The 17,620-nt window shown below is 69.6% G+C and carries 16 protein-coding genes; 5 read left to right on the top strand and 11 right to left on the bottom strand.

Annotation, left to right across the window (positions count from 1 at the left end):
• The first annotated feature begins 66 nt into the window (after nt 1–66).
• Complete coding sequence (locus tag EPY72_RS07930) at nt 67–1,125, top strand: NAD(P)/FAD-dependent oxidoreductase (protein WP_135806078.1); 1,059 nt, start codon at nt 67–69, stop codon at nt 1,123–1,125.
• Nucleotides 1,126–1,140: 15 nt separating this feature from the next.
• Here the strand turns inward: EPY72_RS07930 and EPY72_RS07925 are convergent, their stop codons facing one another.
• The 7 genes from EPY72_RS07925 to EPY72_RS07895 form a co-directional block, all read right to left on the bottom strand.
• Entirely contained in the window at nt 1,141–1,875 is a 735-nt protein-coding gene (locus EPY72_RS07925) for a DUF7530 family protein (RefSeq protein WP_135806077.1), read from the bottom strand.
• A complete protein-coding gene (locus EPY72_RS07920; RefSeq protein ID WP_135806076.1) occupies nt 1,875–2,762 on the bottom strand; it encodes an NAD(P)H-binding protein in 888 nt (295 codons plus the stop codon). Before EPY72_RS07920 ends, EPY72_RS07925 begins: the two co-directional genes overlap by 1 nt.
• Before the next feature lie 83 nt (nt 2,763–2,845).
• The gene (locus tag EPY72_RS07915) at nt 2,846–3,889 is read right to left on the bottom strand and encodes a S1C family serine protease (protein ID WP_135806075.1); all 1,044 of its coding nucleotides are present in this window, start codon (nt 3,887–3,889) and stop codon (nt 2,846–2,848) included.
• A gap of 89 nt (nt 3,890–3,978) precedes the next feature.
• Nucleotides 3,979–5,169, bottom strand: a complete 1,191-nt coding sequence (metX, locus tag EPY72_RS07910; RefSeq protein ID WP_134668570.1) for a homoserine O-acetyltransferase MetX — start codon at nt 5,167–5,169, stop codon at nt 3,979–3,981.
• Nucleotides 5,166–6,503 (bottom strand): O-acetylhomoserine aminocarboxypropyltransferase/cysteine synthase family protein, encoded by a 1,338-nt coding sequence (locus EPY72_RS07905; RefSeq protein WP_134668569.1) that lies wholly within the window; start codon nt 6,501–6,503, stop codon nt 5,166–5,168. Before EPY72_RS07905 ends, metX begins: the two co-directional genes overlap by 4 nt.
• A 95-nt stretch (nt 6,504–6,598) precedes the next feature.
• On the bottom strand, nt 6,599–7,027 hold the full coding sequence (locus EPY72_RS07900; protein ID WP_134668567.1) for an HIT family protein: 429 nt from the start codon (nt 7,025–7,027) through the stop codon (nt 6,599–6,601).
• A gap of 126 nt (nt 7,028–7,153) precedes the next feature.
• Nucleotides 7,154–7,597, bottom strand: a complete 444-nt coding sequence (locus EPY72_RS07895; protein WP_135806074.1) for an SHOCT domain-containing protein — start codon at nt 7,595–7,597, stop codon at nt 7,154–7,156.
• 158 nt (nt 7,598–7,755) lie between these two features.
• Here EPY72_RS07895 and ileS point away from each other — a divergent pair, with 158 nt between their 5' ends.
• Nucleotides 7,756–10,953 carry an isoleucine--tRNA ligase gene (gene ileS, locus EPY72_RS07890; protein WP_135806073.1) on the top strand — a complete coding sequence of 1,066 codons (3,198 nt, stop codon included), beginning with the start codon at nt 7,756–7,758 and terminating at the stop codon, nt 10,951–10,953.
• Nucleotides 10,954–10,968: 15 nt separating this feature from the next.
• Here the strand turns inward: ileS and EPY72_RS07885 are convergent, their stop codons facing one another.
• The 3 genes from EPY72_RS07885 to EPY72_RS07875 form a co-directional block, all read right to left on the bottom strand.
• Nucleotides 10,969–11,256 (bottom strand): HalOD1 output domain-containing protein, encoded by a 288-nt coding sequence (locus tag EPY72_RS07885; protein ID WP_168216012.1) that lies wholly within the window; start codon nt 11,254–11,256, stop codon nt 10,969–10,971.
• A gap of 201 nt (nt 11,257–11,457) precedes the next feature.
• Entirely contained in the window at nt 11,458–12,318 is an 861-nt protein-coding gene (locus EPY72_RS07880; protein ID WP_135806072.1) for a ribose-phosphate diphosphokinase, read from the bottom strand.
• Nucleotides 12,319–12,373: 55 nt separating this feature from the next.
• Nucleotides 12,374–13,156, bottom strand: a complete 783-nt coding sequence (locus EPY72_RS07875) for a sulfurtransferase (RefSeq protein ID WP_134668560.1) — start codon at nt 13,154–13,156, stop codon at nt 12,374–12,376.
• A 230-nt stretch (nt 13,157–13,386) separates the two neighbouring features.
• Here EPY72_RS07875 and EPY72_RS07870 point away from each other — a divergent pair, with 230 nt between their 5' ends.
• The 3 genes from EPY72_RS07870 to EPY72_RS07860 all read left to right on the top strand — a co-directional run bounded on the left by EPY72_RS07870 (nt 13,387) and on the right by EPY72_RS07860 (nt 16,153).
• Nucleotides 13,387–14,247, top strand: a complete 861-nt coding sequence (locus tag EPY72_RS07870; RefSeq protein ID WP_135806071.1) for a sulfurtransferase — start codon at nt 13,387–13,389, stop codon at nt 14,245–14,247.
• 116 nt (nt 14,248–14,363) lie between these two features.
• The gene (locus EPY72_RS07865) at nt 14,364–15,473 is read left to right on the top strand and encodes a sensor histidine kinase (protein WP_135806070.1); all 1,110 of its coding nucleotides are present in this window, start codon (nt 14,364–14,366) and stop codon (nt 15,471–15,473) included.
• Nucleotides 15,474–15,523: 50 nt separating this feature from the next.
• Nucleotides 15,524–16,153 carry a rubrerythrin family protein gene (locus tag EPY72_RS07860; protein WP_134668555.1) on the top strand — a complete coding sequence of 210 codons (630 nt, stop codon included), beginning with the start codon at nt 15,524–15,526 and terminating at the stop codon, nt 16,151–16,153.
• A 48-nt stretch (nt 16,154–16,201) separates the two neighbouring features.
• On the opposite strand, the gene EPY72_RS07855 is transcribed toward EPY72_RS07860, so the two are convergent.
• The gene (locus tag EPY72_RS07855) at nt 16,202–17,128 is read right to left on the bottom strand and encodes a hypothetical protein (RefSeq protein ID WP_134668553.1); all 927 of its coding nucleotides are present in this window, start codon (nt 17,126–17,128) and stop codon (nt 16,202–16,204) included.
• Between the last annotated feature and the right edge of the window lie 492 nt (nt 17,129–17,620).

Raw genomic sequence — 17,620 nt, 5'->3', positions numbered from 1 at the left:
CGCGAGCGAACCGAGACGACCCGGACCGCGGCCAGCCTTTTGCCGACGCGGTCCCACGGATCAGGCATGCCAACAGTCGCGATCGTCGGTGCGGGCGTCGCCGGGCTCGGAGCCGCCTACCGCCTTCGAGAAACCGACGCCGAGGTGATCGTCTTCGAGCGCCGCGAGTCGGTCGGCGGCCGGGCCGCGACCCGGCGGCGGAACGGCTGTACCGTCGACGTGGGCGCGAACTACTGCAAGGACGGCGACGACCGGGTCGCCCGCCTCCTGCGCGAGGAGCTCTCGGACGGGCTGGTCGAGGCCGACGGCCCGGTCTGGACGTTCGACGCCGACGGCGAAATCTCGGAGGGTCGGGGCGACGACGGCTCGAAGTGGACCTACCGCGAGGGGCTGGCCGCGCTCGGCGACCGACTCCGGGCGGCGAGCGACGCCGCCGTGCGGACCGGAACCGAAGTCACGGGACTCGCACGCGACGGCGATCGGTGGCGGGTCGAGACCCGCGACGTCGGCGGGTCGGTCGACGGTGACGGCGACGGCGCGACCGTCCGAGCCGACGCCGTCGTGCTCACGCCGCCCGGGCCGACGACCGCCGACCTGCTCGCCGACAGCGAGTTGGGCGACGACGGGCTTCGGTCGACGCTGGTCGAGGCCGCGTCGGCGGTCCCCTACCGGACGATTCTGTCGGTCGCGCTCGGCTACGGCGACCGCATCGAGGCGCCCTACTACGCGCTGGTGAACGCCGACAAGGGCCACGACCTCGGATGGGTCGCCCGCGAGGAGTGCAAGCCCGGCCACGTTCCCGACGGCGAGAGCGTGCTGGTCGTCCAGCCCGCGCCCGAGTGGTCCCGGCGGCGCTACGACGACACCGACGACGAGCTCGCGGCGGCGGCCGCCGAACGGGCAGCCGACCTGCTCGACGATACCGCCCGCGAGCGGTTCGACTGGGCGGAGGTGGTGCGGTGGCGCGAGGCCCTGCCCGACGCGGGCGCCGACCGCGAGGCGCTCGACCGGGGCGCCGACGCCGGCCTCTTTTTCGCGGGCGACTGGGTGGTCGGCGAGGGGCGACTCCACGCCGCGCTCGCGAGCGGACTGGACGCCGGCGACCGGGTCGACGCGGACCGCTGATCGGTCCCGCCGAGGTCAGGCCGACCGGGAGAGCAACACCACCGACGCCCCCGAGACGACCGTCACCGCGAGGACGTGGCCGACGATGGCGACGAGCAACACCGGCCGGTCGCCGACGAACGGGACCAGCGCCAACTGGACGAGGGCGAACCCGATCGTCAGCAGGTCGGCCCGGCGGAGTCGCGCCCGGGTCGGGGCGTCGAGCGTCCGCCGGTACCGGACCGACCGGGAGAGCCCGACGACGCTGGCCCACCAGCCGGTGCCGATCCGGTAACAGAGGTCCCAGAGCACCAACAGCGCGAGGTACACCGCCGGCACCGGGAGCGCCGGCCCGAGGAGGGCGGTCAAAAGCGGGCGCCGGCCGACGCCCGCGCCGCCGGTGAGCAGGGCGGTCACCAGCGCGACGAACGCCAGTACGCCAAGCACCACCTCGATGCTCGTCCCGAACAGGAGCCGGGGGTAGGCCGGCGGTGCCGACGACGCCCGGATCTCGCGGCTGAGCGCGAGCATGAGATAGCTCCCGGCGGCCGCGACCCCCACCGCGGCGGTGCCCGCGGGCACGGCCGACCAGAGGTCGTAGCCCGCCGCGAGCGCGAGCATCGCGCCCTCGAACAGCAGGAACTGGACGGTCACCGCGGCGGTCGGCGAGAGGTCGACCCCGGGGATCGCGCCGACGATGCTCTCGTACACCCACGTCTCGCCGTACTCGGGGGTCGGGGAGTCGGAGTCGCCACCGGCGTCTCCCGCCATCAGTCCCCGCCCGCCAGTGCGCGCTCGACCGCCGCGTCGAACGGCGTCAGTTCGACGGGAACGAGTTCGCGAATCCGTTCGTCGTCGGCGACGACGGGGTTTTTCAGTCCCTCGACGAGCGGCCGGGCGACGCTCGCGGGCACGTCGGTCACCAGCCGGAGCCAGTGGGCAGACAGTGTCGGCGTCAGGACCGGCACCGGAACGAGCACGAGCGGTCGGCCGGCGGTCCGGGCGGTTCGGCGGAGCATCTCGGCGTAGCTCAACACCTCCGGGCCGCCGATCTCGTAGGTCCCGCCCGCGGTCTCGGGGGCGTCGAGGACCCCGACGAGGTACGCCACCACGTCGGCGACCGCGATCGGCTGGCAGTCGTTGCGGACCCACCGCGGGGTGATCATCACCGGGAGCTTCGAGACCAGTTCGCGCATCAGTCGGAAGCTCGCGCTCCCGTCGCCGACGATCACCGCGGCCCGGAGCACCGTCAGGTCAAACTCGCCGCCCGCGAGGATCGACTCGACCTCCCGGCGGGATTTGAGGTGGGCCGAGAGGTCGTCGCCGGTCTCGCCCAGTCCGGCGAGATAGACGACCCGCTCGAGCGGCGACTCGCGGGCGGCGTCGGCGAAGTTCCGGGCCGCCGCGCGGTCGCGGGCCGCGAAGTCACCGCCGGTCTGCATCGAGTGGACGAGATAGTAGGCGGCGTCGACGTCCGCGAAACAGCCCTCGAGGCTCTGTGGGTCGAGCAGGTCGGCTTCGACGACCGCGACCCCGTCGGGCGGGTCGTAGCGCTCGGCGTCCCTGACGAGCGCGACCACCTCGTGGCCCGCATCGATCAGGGCCGGCACCAGCCGGCCGCCGACGAATCCCGTCGCTCCGGTCACCAGCACGCGCATTGGCGGCGGGTTCGGACCGAGGGGTCATAACTGTCGGTGCAAGAGCGGTCCGCGGCCCGAAAAGAGTCGTCAGGTCTGCCCGCTCAGTCGCCCAGCGTCTCGCCCGGTGCGGGGCGCTCGCCGAGCGTCACCTCGACGGTCCGGCGCTCGCCGTCGCGAAGGATCTGCATCGAGACGGTGTCGCCGGGCCGATACCGCACGAGGGCGCTCGCGAGATCCTCCTGCGAGGCGACCGACTGGCCCGCGACCTGCAGTACCACGTCGCCGCTCTGGATCGCGCCGTCGGCGGGCGACCCGGAGATGACTTGCTGGACCAACACGCCGGACGTGACGTTGAGTCCGGCCTGCTCGGCGACCGCCGGCGACACGTCTCTCGACGAGATGCCGAGGAACGAGTGGGTGTACGAGCCGTTCTGGATCAACGCCGGGACGACGCGCTCGACGCGAGTCGACGGCACCGCGAAGCCGATGTTCTCCCCGCCCTGGGCGCCCGCGGTGTTGACCCCGACGACCGTCCCGGTGCAGTCGACCAGCGGCCCGCCGCTGTTACCCGGGCTGATCGCCGCGGTCGTCTGCAGGGTGTTGGGAATCGTGAACTGCGGGCCGCCCTCCTGGCCCGACGGGAGCGAGCGGTTGGTCCCGCTCACGATGCCGTCGGTGATGGTGCCCTGAAGCCCGAGCGGGCTCCCCAGCGCGGCGACCCGCCGGCCGGTCTCGGGGTGGCCCGACTCGACGGCGAGCGGGTCGGCGTAGTCGGGCACGTCGTCGACCTCCAGCACCGCGAGGTCGCTGTACGCGTCGGTGCCGACGACCTCGGCGGTCCGCCACTGGCCGCGGTCGAACTGGACCTCGACCGTCTCGGCGTCGGCGACGACGTGTTGGTTCGTGACGATTCGCCCCGACTGGTCGTAGACGAAGCCCGATCCGAGTCCGCCGCCGCCGTCGGTCCGGACCTGAATGGTGACGACCGACCGGATCGTCTCGTCGTACAGCGATTCGAAGTCACAGGTCTGCTGTGTCCCCGTGTCGGCGGCGACCCCGATCGCGGACGGACTGCCCGCCGCGACTGCGGTGGCCGGTGTGACACCGACGAGCGCGACTGTCAGTAGTACCGCTGGTATTCGCATGGACAACCCGGACGACAGCGACGAGTAAGAAAGTCGTGGCCGAGCGCCGCCGGCGGACGAATCGGCCGGCCCGGACGGACCGACGGCGCTCAGTTTCCGAACAGGCTGGTGTGGACCGGCGCGAACGACTCCTGGTCGGCGTCGCTGACCGCCCGGCCCTCGACGCCGGCCGCGAGGAAGTCCCGGATCGGCGGCCCGACCTCCTCGGGTTCGACGAGGAAGGCGTCGTGGCCGTGGTCGCTCTCGACGACGTGGTGGGCGACGTCGACGCCCGCGGTCTCGAACGCGGCGGCGAGGCGCTCGGCCTGCTCGACCGTGAAGTGCCAGTCGCCGGTGAAGCTCAGGATCATCGCCTCCCCCGAGAAGCCCGCGAGCGCGTCGGCGTCCGAGTCGTAGCCCGACGCGAGGTCGTAGTCGTCCATCGCCCGGCTCAGGTAGAGGTAGCTGTTGGCGTCGAACCGGTCGACGAACTTCCCGGCCTGATAGTCGAGGTACGACTCGACCTCCCGGTAGGGGAAAAACTCCCCCGCGGGGTCGTCGGGCGCGAACCCGTCGGGGACGAGCATCCCCGCCGATCGGCGGCCGAACTTCCGGTCCATCGACTCCTTCGAGAGGTAGGTGACGTGGCCGAGCTGGCGCGCGACCGCCAGCCCCTCGTCGGGGTCGGGGCCCTCGCCGTAGTACCGGCCGCCGTTCCACGCGTCGTCGCCGGTGATGGCCCGGCGCGCGACCGCGTTGATACCGAGGATCTGGGGGTCGAGCCGGGCCGCGGTCGCGACCGGGACCACCCGGTCGACTCGCTCTGGATACCGCTTTGCCCATTCGAGGACGTTCATCCCGCCGACGCTACCGCCGATGACCGCCCGGAGCGGCCCGACCCCGAGGTGGTCGAGGAGTCGGGCTTGTGCCCGCGTCCAGTCGGTCACGGTCACCGCCGGGAAGTCGGTGCCGTACGGCTCGCCGGTCTCGGGGTCGACGCTGGCCGGCCCGGTCGTGCCGTAACACGACCCGGGGACGTTCGCACACACCACGAAGTACTCGCGGGTGTCGACCGCCTTCCCGGGGCCGACGACATCGCTCCACCACGCCGCGGCCTGCCCGTCCGTATTGTCTCGGGTCGAGCCGGTGACGTGGGCGCTCCCGGTGAGCGCGTGACAGATCAGGACCGCGTTGTCGCCGTCGTACTCGCCGTAGGTCTCGTAGGCGACCTCGATCGGGATCGTCCGGCCGCACTCGAACTCGAACTCGCCGAGGTCGGCGGTCGCGCGCGTCCGACTCATGTGCTCGCGTCGATCGCCCGCTCGATGTCGGCGAGCAGGTCCGCCGGATCTTCGATGCCGACCGACAGTCGCACGAGGTCGGGCGAGACGCCCGCCGCGCGCTGTTCGTCGGCCGAGAGCTGTGCGTGGGTGGTGCTCGCGGGGTGGATCACGAGGGTCTTGGCGTCGCCGATATTGGCGAGGAAGCTCGCGAGGTCGACGGTCTCGCAGAACGACTTGCCCGCCTCGAACCCGCCGCGAGACTCGGTGTCGCGAGCGGGCGAGCCGGGGCCGTCGGCGCCGTCGAGCCCGAACGCGATCATCCCGCCGTAGCCGCCCGCCAGATACTGAGAGGCGTTGTCGTGGGTCTCGTGGCTCGCCAGTCCGGGGTAGTCGACCCACGCCACGTCCTCGTGGTCCGCGAGGTACTCGGCGACGATCGCGGCGTTCTCGCAGTGACGCTCCATCCGGAGCGGTAAGGTTTCGAGCCCCTGGAGGGTCTGCCACGCGTCGAACGGCGACTGCTGATTCCCGAGACTCCGGAGCGCCCGGTATCGCGCGGCCGCCGCCAGCGGCGCGTCGGCGAAGTCACGCGAGAAGTCCGTGGCGTGATACGCGGGATTCTCGCCAGCGAGTTCGGGGTAGTCGTCGGCGTGGGCCCGCCAGTCGAAGCTCCCGCCGTCGACCAGCGCGCCACCGACCGTGGTGCCGCTCCCGTGGAGCCACTTGGTGGTGGAGTTCCAGACGACGTCCGCGCCGTGGTCGAGGGGCGTACAGAGGTACGGCGTCGCGAACGTGTTGTCGACCACGAGAGGCGCGCCCGCGTCGTGGGCGATCGCGGCGACGCGCTCGAAGTCGGGGGTGACGAGCGAGGGGTTGCCCACCGTCTCGACGTGGACGTAGGCGGTGTCGTCGTCGACCGCCTCGGCGTACGCGTCGTAGTCGAGCGTGTCGACGAACCGGGGCTCGATCCCGCGCTTGCTCGCGGTGTGACGGAGGTGGGCGGTCGTCCCGCCGTAGGTGTCGGTCGAGCAGACGACGTTGTCCCCGCGCTCGGCGAGGACGAGCGTGAGCGCGTCGAAGGCCGCCATCCCCGAGGCGGTGGCGATCGCACCGGCGCCGCCTTCGAGGGAGGCGAGCCGTTCTTCGAGCGCGCGGGTCGTGGGGTTCGAGATGCGCGAGTAGATGTCGCCCTCCGCGTCGAGCGCGTAGAGGTCGGCGGCGCGGTCCGCGTCCGCGAACTCGAAGGAGGTCGTCTGATAGATGGGCGGCGCGCGCGCCCCCGTGGCGGGGTCGGCCTCCTGTCCGGCGTGGAGGCTCCGGGTGTCGAAGCGCGGCTCGTCCTCGGTTGTCATGTACTACAGGAATATTCTTCGAGTAAGTTATAACCAGCAGTTACGGTAAGGCTTGCTGGCGGAGCCGGCTCTCCGCCCGCCGGCGGTCGGCGAGCCTACCGCGTGGTGTGGATCTCCTCGGCGATCTCGTCGAGTTCGGCGTCGGTGAGGTCGGGGCGCTGGCCCGCGACCGCGTGGATCGGACTGCCGCCGTCGGCGTCGAACCGCGGGATGATGTGTCCGTGGACGTGCGGGACTTCCTGGCCGGCGGCCTCGCCGTCGTTGAACGCGACGTTGGCGGCATCGGCGTCGACCGCGTGCTGGACCGACGTGTTGAGTCGGTGGAGCACGCCGAAGACGTGGGCCGCGGTCTCCTCGGGCACGTCTTCGAGAGTCTCGTGGTGGGCCTTCGGGATGACGAGCGTGTGGCCGGGCGCGAGCGGGTTGGCGTCGAGGAAGGCCATCGCGGTGTCGTCCTCGAAGACGGTGTGGCTCGGGATGTCGCCGTCGACTATCTGACAGAAGATGCAGTCGTCGTTGCTCATGGCTGTGTTCGGTGTGGTTCGATCGGACGCCGTATCAAAGTTGAGGCTCCGCGGGGTTGACGGGCTCTGCGTTCGGCGTCCCGTCGCGGCCCGACGGCGGTCCCGTCGGTTACGACGCTCGATCGCTCACTCCCGGAGTCGGTCGCGGTCGGCGCGGTCCTCGACGTTCTCCAGCGTCTCGGTGTCGAGCAATCGCTCCAGTTTTCGCTCGAACTGCTCGTCGGTGAGTTCGCCGCGCGCGTACCGCTCGCGCAACGTTTCGAGCGCCTCGCGGTTGTTGGTCTCGGCTGTCTCGTCGCGGTCGGATTCGTCTGCGGTCCGCCCGTCGCCGTACAGGTCCGTCCACCACTCGCTGTCGGCCTCGCCGTCCGAGAGGTCTTCGAGCTCGCCGTCCCCGTCGTCGCCGTACAGGAGTTCGACCACCGGGACCACGACGATGTACCCGAACAACAGCGCCGCCAGCCACCAGTCCTGACCGGTGAAAAGCGCCGCCATCCAGATTCCGGTGACCACCGTGCTCACGATCTCGGTCGCGTTCTCCCGGAAGCGCTCGGCGGTCGAAGCAGTCATACGAGCGTACCGAGACTCGCTGACGATAAAAAATCGGGGGACGCCTATTTCGGGGTCGCCCCGACCGCACCGCCGTCCGGTCCCGACCGCTCGGCCTCGATTACAGCCGCGTCTGCACAACCGAACCCGATTTAACTCCGTAGGCAAACAGGACCCATATGAGCAGGTTCGACGAGGTAGACGACCAGTACGACCCCGACGCGGTCGAAGACCGCGTGTTCGCCTACTGGGACGAGGTCGACGCCTACGAGAAGACCAAGCGCCACCGCGCGGACGGCGAGGACTTCTTCTTCGTGGACGGGCCGCCGTACACCTCCGGGGCGGCCCACATGGGCACGACGTGGAACAAGACGCTGAAAGACGCCTACATCCGCTACCTCCGGATGCAGGGGTACGACGTGACCGATCGGCCGGGCTACGACATGCACGGTCTGCCGATCGAGACGAAAGTCGAGGAGCAGTTGGGCTTCGAGAACAAGAAAGACATCGAGGAGTTCGGCGAGGAGAACTTCATCGAGGCGTGCAAGGAGTTCGCCGAGGACCAGCTCGTCGGGCTTCAGGAGGACTTCAAGTCGTTCGGCGTCTGGATGGACTGGGACGACCCCTACAAGACCGTCAATCCCGAGTACATGGAGGCGGCGTGGTGGGGGTTCCGGCAGGCCCACGAGGAGGGGCTCGTCGAGCGAGGCAAGCGCTCTATCTCCCAGTGTCCGCGGTGTGAGACCGCCATCGCCAACAACGAGGTCGAGTACGACGACGTCGAGGACCCCTCGATCTACGTGAAGTTCCCGCTCGCCGACCGGGAGGGCCACCTCGTGATCTGGACCACGACCCCGTGGACCATCCCCGCCAACACCTTCGTCGCGGTCGACGAGGACCTCACCTACCAGCAGGTGCGGGCGCAAAAAGACGGCGGCGAGGACGTACTCTACGTCGCCGAGGAGTGCGTCGAGGGCGTCCTGAAGGCCGGTCGGTACGACGACTACGAGGTCGAGGCCGAGTTCGCCGGCGAGGAGATGATCGGCTGGGAGTACGACCACCCGCTCGAGGCGGAGGTGCCCGACCACGCCGACGGCGAGGACGCCCTACAGGTGTACGGCGCCGACTACGTCGAGGCCGACCGGACCGGGCTGGTCCACTCGGCGCCCGGCCACGGCGAGGAGGACTTCGAGCGCGGGACCGAACTCGGCCTCGACGTGTTCTGTCCGGTGGCCGGCGACGGCGTCTACACCGACGCGGCCGGGGAGTACGCCGGCCAGTTCGTGAAGGACGCCGACGACGACATCATCGCGGACCTCGAAGACAAGGGACTGATGCTCCGGTCGGACACGGTCGAGCACAGCTACGGCCACTGCTGGCGGTGTGACACCGGCATCCTCCAGATCGTCACCGACCAGTGGTTCATCACCGTCACCGACATCAAAGACGAACTGCTCGACAACATCGAGGACAGCGAGTGGCACCCCTCGTGGGCCCGGGACAACCGGTTCCGGGACTTCGTCGAGGAGGCGCCCGACTGGAACGTCTCGCGCCAGCGCTACTGGGGTATCCCCATCCCGATCTGGACGCCCGAGAACTGGGACGGAAGCATGGACGACGTGATCGTCGTCGGCACCCGCGAGGCGCTCGCCGAGCGAGTCGATCAGGACGTCGACCCCGACGAGGTCGACCTCCACAAGCCGACCGTCGACGACCTCACCATCACCGAGGACGGGACGACCTACACCCGGGTCGCCGACGTGTTCGACGTCTGGCTCGACTCGTCGGTCGCCTCGTGGGGCACCCTCGATTACCCCGAGCGCGAAGGCGCCTTCGAGGAGCTGTGGCCCGCCGACCTCATCATGGAGGCCCACGATCAGACCCGCGGGTGGTTCTGGTCCCAGCTCGGGATGTCGACCGCCGCGACCGGCGAGATCCCCTACGACGAGGTGTTGATGCACGGTTACGCCAACATGCCCGACGGCCGCGGCATGTCGAAGTCCAAGGGCATCCTCGTCGACCCCAACGAGGTCATCGACGAGTACGGCACCGACCCGATGCGGATGTTCCTGCTCTCGTCGAACCCGCAGGGCGAGGACATGCGCTTCTCGTACGACGAGACCGAGGAGATGCAGCGGGATCTCAACATCCTCTGGAACGTGTTCCGGTTCCCCCTGCCGTACATGCGCCTCGACGGTTTCGATCCGGCGGAGACGACGCTGGAGGCGGTCGACGAGCACCTCGAACTCGTCGACGAGTGGGTGCTCGCGCGCCTCCAGTCGGTCGTCGCCGAGATGACCGACCACTGGGAGGCCTACCGGCAGGACAAGGCGCTCCACGCCCTGCTCGAGTTCGTCGTCGAGGACGTCTCGCGGTTCTACATTCAGGTGGTCCGCGAGCGCATGTGGGAGGAAGACGACAGCGACTCGAAGCTGGCGGCGTACGCCACGTTCTACGAGGTGCTGACGACGGTGGTCGCGCTGATCGCGCCCTACGCGCCGTTCGTCGCCGAGGAGATCTACGGCGCGCTCACCGGCGACGAGGGCCACGACACCGTTCACATGTGCGACTGGCCCGACCCCGACGAGTACTGGGCCGACGAGCAGTTAGAGACCGACGTGGCGCTCCTGCGCGCGGTCGAGGAGGCGGGGTCGAACGCCCGCCAGCAGGCCGAGCGCAAGCTCCGGTGGCCGGTCGCGCGCGTCGTGGTCAACGCCGACGACGACCGGACGGTCGAGGCCGTCGAGCGCCACGCCGACCTGCTGGCCGACCGGCTGAACGCCCGCGAAGTCCAGCTGGTCGCGCCCGGCGAGGAGTGGGGCGAACTCCGGTACAGCGCCGAGGCCGACATGAGCGTCCTCGGGCCCGCGTTCGGCGACGACGCCGGCCGCGTGATGGGTGCGCTCAACGCCGCGCGCGTCGACGAGCCCGACCTCGGTGGGCTCAAAGACGCGGTCGAGGCAGAAACCGGGATGGACGTCGACCTCACCGACGAGATGGTCGAGTTCGTCACCCAGACTCCCGAGGGGGTCACCGGCGTCGGGTTCGACACCGACGGCGACCGCCGCGGGGTCGTCTACGTCGACACCGAGCTCACCGAGGACATCGAGAGCGAGGGGTACGCCCGCGAGGTCATCCGCCGGGTCCAGGAGATGCGCAAGGAGATGGACCTCGACATCGAACAGCGCGTCCGGCTCGAACTGAACGTGGCCGACGACCGCGTCGCCGAACTGGTCGAGGAGCGACTCGACCTCGTGAAAGACGAGGTCCGCGCAGACGCGGTCGGCGACGTCGAGGACGGCCACCGCAAGGAGTGGGACGTCGAGGGCGTCGAGATGGAGATCGCGGTGGTGCCGGTCGCCGAGGCCAAGGCCTGAGCGCGGTCGGCCGGCTTACCCGTCGGCCCGAGCGATGGTGAACGTCCCGTCGCTCCGAACCGTGATGCGGTGTCCCTCGGCCTCGAAGACCACCCGACCCGTCCGGGAGACGCCGTCCCGGGTCGAGTCGAACAGCCGGTCGAGCGCCTCCGTGTCGACGTTTTCGTAGAGGTCGACGTCCGTGGGGTCGACATCGAGCACGTCCGCGAGATCGCTCGCGACGCGGACGCTGATGCGCTCGTCGGCGTCGTAGCGACCGACGTGGATCGCTTCGTCGTCTGTTTCCTCTGAGTCGTTCGTCATGGGTCGAAGCCGCGAGTCGCGCTCGCCGACGGACGGACGCGTCGGATCGTCGACGGGACGTCGCGGCGCTTCACTGCGTCGAGCGTCGCAGTCGACGCTAAAGAAGGTTTTGCGATTACCGTTGAGCATCTACTCGAAAGCCGGTGACGGGGACGGACGGCATCGCGTTCGACTCGACCCGGGGTGTCCGTGCGGCCGGCGTCACCGGAGCGCGTCGGCGACCACCGGCGCGACCGACACCTCGCTGGCGGGCCGTTCGATCGTGTCGGTCCCGTAGATGGCCTCGACGCCCGCCCGCGAGAGCTTCGCGTAGGCGTCGGCCGCCAGCATCGGGTGGACGCAGGTCACGAACACTCGAGCGGCCGCACGCTCCCGGAGAAGCGCGACCGCCTCGCTCATGGTCGAGCCGGTCGCGATGATGTCGTCGGTGACGACCACGTCTCGGCCCGAGACGGCGGCGTCGCTCGGGGTCATCTCGACCTCGGTGCCCGACAGCCGGGTCTTCTCGAAGTAGTCGACGGCTCCCCGACCGTAGGCGTCGCGGGCCGCAGTCGCGATGTCGAGCGCCCCCTCGTCGGGCGAGAGGAAGACCGGATCGTCGAGGTCCGCCGGGAGCGGGTCGGCGAGTCGGCCGGCGGCGTCGAGCGGTTCGGCCGGCACCTCGAAGAACCCACAGACGCTCTCCTCGTGGGGGTTGACCGTCAGCACGCGGTCGGCGCCCGGGGAGATCGCGCGGGCGACCGCACGGGCCGAGACGGGGTGGCCCGACTCGAACGCGTCGTCCTGGCGCGCATAGCCCATGTACGGCAGGACGGTCACGACCTCCGCGGCGCCCCACTCGCGGGCGGCGTCCTGCAACTGGAGGAGTTCGAGGTGGGCGTCCGAGGAGACCGTCGAGGCGACCACGATCGCGCGGTCGGTCTCGGCCTCGGCGACGCCGGGGGCGCTCGCCAGCAGTTCGCCGTCGGGGAACCTGTCGTACTCGACGCTCGCGAGCGGTTCGTCGAGCTCGGCCGCGAGCTCGGCCGCGAGCACCTGGGATGCGGACCCGCTGATAATCATACGCGAGGGGTGAACGCCGGAGGGTAAATCGGTTTTCACTCGGCCCGGCGACCGGTCACTCGTCGGTTTCGAGCGGGCCGCCGGCCGCCTCCCACTCGGTGAGGCTCCCCTCGTAGAAATCCAGTTCGGGGTAGCCAAGCGAGGAGAGCACGACGTAGGTGTGGCTGATTCGTCTGGCGGTGTTGCAGTACAGCACGACGCGCTTGTCGGGGGTGATACCGTGGGATTCGAGGACGGTCCGGAGCTCCTCGCGGGGCTTCAGCCCGCGGGTCGCCTCGTCGACCAGCGCCTTCCAGTCGAGGTTGACCGCGCCGGGGATGTGGCCCTCGGCGAACTCCCAGTCGTCGCGAGTGTCGACGAGGACGGCGTTCGGGTCCTCGACGGCGCGTTCGACCGCCTCGCGGTCGACCAGCGGGGAGTCGGCGGGCGCTCGCACCTCGTAGGACGCGGGGGTCACTTCGGGGGTCTCGCTCGACGTCTCGTGGTCGCGCATCCACGAACTGAAGTCGCCGTCGAGCAGGCGCAGATCCTCGTGACCGTAGCACTCGGCGGTGACCAGAAAGCGGGCGGCGAACACCCCGTGGGTGTCGTCGTAGGCCACGACGGTGTCGTCGGCGGTGATCCCGGCCCCGCCCACGAGGTCGGCCCACCGGTCGGCGCCGGGGAGCATCCCCGCGTCGGCGTCGTCGTCGCTCCGGAACGCATCGAACGGGACGTTGACCGCGCCGGGGACGTGGCCGATGCCGTCGTACTCCCAGGCGTCTCGCACGTCGACGATCCGCACGTCGTCTAGGTTGTCGGCGAGCCAGTCGGCGCTCGCCACGACGTTCTCGTTCATCGGCTCCGAGTTGGGACTCCGCGAGTATAGGCGTCCGGTTCCGGGCAGACTCGCGAGGGGTCGTAGACGCCGGCAGTAATTGCCGACTCCGGGGCCGCCGAACGTATCGGGTGTAGAAAACGAACGGCCGTTCCCGCGACAACCGGCAAGAAGTTCCGGGAGAGACGACAGTTGGCGGTACCTACCGTAGCTACCAGAACTAAACGTGAGGCGCTCCTACACGATACTGTATGAGCGAGACAGCGTACGCGAACGACGTGCTGGTCTCGGCCGACTGGGCCGAAGACCGACTGGAGGAGTTCCAGAGCGACGACCCCGAGTACCGACTCGTCGAGGTCGACGTGGACACCGAGGCCTACGAGGAGGCCCACGCGCCCGGCGCGATCGGGTTCAACTGGGAGACCCAGCTCCAGGACCAGACCCAGCGCGACATCCTCGAGAAGGGCGACTTCGAGGACCTGCTCGGGAGCCACGGCATCACCGAGGACTCGACGGTGGTCCTCTACGGCGACAACTCGAACTGGTTCGCGGCCTACGCCTACTGGCAGTTCAAGTACTACGGCCACGACGACGTGCGACTGCTCGACGGCGGCCGCGAGTACTGGGTCGAGAACGACTACCCGACCACCGACGAGGTGCCGTCGTTCTCCGAGCAGTCCTACGACGCCGCGGGGCCGCGCGAGTCGATCCGGGCCTACCGCGACGACGTCGAGAAGGCGATCGACCGGGGCGTCCCGCTCGTCGACGTCCGGTCGCCCGAGGAGTACAGCGGCGAGGTGCTCGCGCCGCCGGGACTCCAGGAGACCGCCCAGCGCGGCGGCCACATCCCCGGCGCGAAAAACATCTCGTGGGCCGCGGTGACCAACGACGACGGCACGTTCAAGACCCGCGAGGAACTCGAAGATCTCTACGCCGACGAGGGCATCGACGGCGAGGGCACCACCGTCGCGTACTGCCGGATCGGCGAGCGGTCGTCGGTCGCGTGGTTCGCGCTCCACGAACTGCTCGGCTACGAGGACACCGTCAACTACGACGGGTCCTGGACCGAGTGGGGCAACCTCGTGGACGCGCCGATCGAGACCGGCGAGTAGGCGCTCGCCTCGCGCCGTAGCCACGACCGCCCCGTTTTGACGTTCGCCTACGTGACACAGAGAGGAGAGGTAACGACGGAGTTATGTGGCTTTAGTTAGACGAATCAAGCCGGTGAATGGTATCTCCCGGTGAACTCGTCGGCGGGCCGCTGGTGACCGACCCCCGAGCGGGCGGACTGCGACGCGATCTCCGCCGTGCGGTCGCCAGCGCCGTCATCGGACTCACGGGGTTCGTCCTCCTCATCCCGAACGTGAGCCGGCTTATCGCCTCGCCGACCTCGACGATCGAACTCGTGCTCGCGGGGGTCGGGTCGGTGGTCTCGATCGTGCTCGTGGCCGCGAGCTATCTGATCTATCGGGCCGACTTCACGACCAAGAACACGCTCCGCATCGCGGCGTGGAACACCCTCGGCGTGCTCGTCCTCGGCTCCGTGCTCGGGTTAGTCTCTCTCTACCGGTCCGTGACGGTCCCGCCGTTCGTGATCGCGACGGTGTTAGGCGTGAGCACGGCCGCCCACGTCATCATCGGCGTCAACGACGTGCGCCGGATCCGGGCCGAGGACCTCGCCACCGAACGCGAGAAGACCGCGGTGCTCAACAGGCTCATCCGCCACAACCTCCGGAACGACGCGCAGGTGCTCACGGGGTACGCCGAGAAGCTCGCGACCGACGTCGAGGACCCCCAGCTCGCCGAGGCCGCCCACAGAGTCCACGGGAAGGCCGACTCGCTCGGGTCGATGTACGACAAGGTCGCCCGGATTCAGGAGACCATCGAGGCCGACAGCCCCGAGACCCGGCCGGTCGCGCTCGCGCCGCTCGCCGAGGAGATCGCGGCCGAGTTCCGCGAGGCCCACCCGGACGCCGAGATCGACGTCGACGTCCCGACCGGGCTCGCGGCGGCGGCCAACGACCAGTTCCGGCGGGCGCTCGGAAGCGTCGTCGAGAACGCCGTCCAGCACACCGACGCCGAGACGCCGCGGGTCGCGATCTCCGCCCGACAGACCCACGACCGCGTGACGGTCCGGATCGAGGACAACGGCCCGGGCATCCCCGACGACGAGGCCGCGGTGGTCGCCGGCGACCGGGCGCTGACTCAGCTCGAACACGGCAGCGGCTTCGGTCTCTGGCAGGCCAAGTGGGTGGTTGAGTCTCTCGGCGGGACGCTGTCGTTCCCCGACGACGCCGACGGCGGCGTGGTCGCGCTCCGGCTCGACGCCGCGATGTGACCCTCGCCGGCGTCGCTACTTACAAGCGGCCGGCTTCCGTACTCCCGGCCATGAATCCCGACGAGTTCCTCGACGCCGTGCGCGACGACAACGAGACCGCTCTCTCCCGGCTCGGCTCCTCGAAAGCGCTGTACGCCGAGACCGCGGGCGAGATGGACGCCGAGGAGGTGTTCGGAGCCGCCGCCGACGCCGAGCACGCCGCCGCCGAGACGTTCGGAGGGTGGGCCGACGACGCCGACGGCGAGCGGGTCCGGGAGGCCTTCGAGGCGTTCGCCGAGCAGGAGCGGGCCCACTACGACCGGGTCGCCGGCGAGCTCGACGCCGACCACCACCCCGACGAGACGCCCGCGATCCACGAGTACCTCCGGAGCCTCGACGCCGATCCGGCCCGCGTCGGCGGCTTTCTCGGCCGGACGCTCGCCAGCGAGAAGTCCAAAGAGCAGATGGTCGGCTTCTTCGTCGGGCAGGCCGACCCCCAGACCGCGGGGCTGTTCCGAGAGCTGGGCGAGGACCTCGACGAGCAGTTGGCGCGGGGTCGCGAGCTCCTCGCGGCTGTCTGTGAGTCCGACGCGGAGTACGACCGCGCGCTGGACGCCGCGACCGGTGCGATACAGGCGGCCTACGAGGAGTACACCGACACCCTAGAAGGAATGGGCGTGAACCCGAAACCGGTCTGTTGAACGCCGGCGGTCGTCACCGCCCGGTACGGTCGATCGACTCCGGTCTGATTACCGGTTTCTGACGTCTATCTGGACGCCGTCGGGGACGTTCTCCCGGATGAGATCACCCGAGAAGGCGAACCGGTCGTCGCCCGTGCTGACCGCGCCCTCGATCCGAGCGCCGCCGCCGTCGAGATCGACGATCTCGTCGTCGGCGGGCGGGAAGTCCTCGTCGGGCTCGAGCATCCGAGCGTCGCCGGTCACGCGGAGCGTGTACTCTCTGAGCTCGTCGGAGCCGGGGTTCGAGACGATGACCTCCTTCGAGAGGTCGCCGTCGGTCGTCGTGTCCTCGACCAGTTCGCCGTCGACGTACACCTTCCCGGGACCGCCGACCTTGAGCTCGACGACTTCGCCGGTCCAGAGGAAGCTGTCGCTCCGGCCGTCGGCGGCGCGTCCGTTCGCGTAGTTGTCGCCGACCTCGTCGCCGGGGTCGCTCTCGTAGGTGCCGCCGCGCATCATCTTGCCCGACACCTCGACGCGGTACCGGAATATCTCGTCGCTGACCGAGGTGAAGGTGACCTCGCGGGTCTTCCCGTCGTGGTCGTCTTTGTCGTCGCCGCCGTCGTGGTCTTTCTCGCCGGTCGTGTCTTCGACCAGCTCGCCGTCGACGTACACCTTGCCGCGACCGCTCAGCTGGAGGTCGACGATCTCGCCGGTCCAGAGGAAGCTGTCGCTTCGGCCCTCGGCACACCGGCCGTGCGCGTAGTCGTGGCCGACCTCGTCGCCGGGGTCGCTCTCGTAGGTGCCGCCGCGTTTCATCTTGCCGCTCACTTTCACCTTGTACTCGAACAGGTCGTCGTCGGCCGACGTGAACGTGACCTCCCGGTAGTCGCTCGCGCTCGCGACGCCGGTCAGGCCGAACAGTCCGGCGGCCGCCGTGCCTTTCAGTACAGTGCGTCGATACATCCGCCCGTTCTCTCCGTCTGGGTCAGTCATCTCTTCTCTCCACGACATTTTGAATACCCGGTTCCATTTGAACCCGAGCGTCGCTATCCGCCGATTCAACCGGATTAACCGAGCTTCACGAACGGAAGCTGACGTTTCCGAAATCCGCACAGACGATAGCGATCACAACGCCTCGTTTTCGGGCGTTTGGGTCGGCTTATCCGCACACGACGACGGCCAAAACACCGGTCGGTCTCGGGGGCGAGCGAGCGACGGCGCCACCGGTCGCGAGACGTCCCAGCGGTCCGAGATTCGGGCGCGCCTCGGATCGGCCGAGTAACGGGGAGTTCCCGATTTCGCTCGGCGCCAGCGTCGGCGCGTTCGTGGGTCGGCGCGTTGATAGGTCCGGGCGACCGACGGACGCTTACTGTGAACACACCGCATTTTGCGGGCTCGCCGACAGGTCCGTTCGGCCGCTCGGGCCGGTCGGAATCGGCGATCGAAGCTCGCGACGAGGGGGTAAAGTAGCTTCGACCCCTACCA

Origin of the sequence: Halorussus marinus, assembly GCF_004765795.1 — an archaeon.
In the GTDB taxonomy this organism is placed as follows: Archaea; Halobacteriota; Halobacteria; order Halobacteriales; family Haladaptataceae; genus Halorussus; species Halorussus marinus.
This window is presented reverse-complemented; position numbering and strand designations above follow the sequence as displayed.